Raw genomic sequence first — 326 nt, forward strand, 5'->3', positions numbered from 1 at the left:
CAAACGGAAAGGCTTTTTTTGAATCATTGACGTTATATTTGTCAACAATACTTTTTAACAAAAAAACATCCTTGTAATTGGCTGTATTTTCAATAATTGCCAATGTTGTGTTTTTTGGGACTACTTCTTTATTTTTTACTAAAATAGCTTCGATTCTTCCAGAAGATTTAGAAACTATTTTCTCTGGCGGAATATTCGTTGTAATCACAATTTCGGTATTTACTACATCCGGATATTTGATAAACCAGGACACAAAAAACAGCAAAAATATAATAGCAAATATCAAGACCGTTCCCCAACGTATCATCCAGTGTGGTACTTTGGTG

1 pseudogene is annotated in these 326 nt (G+C 32.2%); it reads right to left on the reverse strand.

Annotated elements, in window-relative coordinates:
* Window positions 1–326: pseudogene (locus LPB88_RS23765) on the reverse strand (HlyD family secretion protein); the annotation flags it as partial.

Source organism: Flavobacterium sp. JAS (genome assembly GCF_020991455.1).
In the GTDB taxonomy this organism is placed as follows: Bacteria; Bacteroidota; Bacteroidia; order Flavobacteriales; family Flavobacteriaceae; genus Flavobacterium.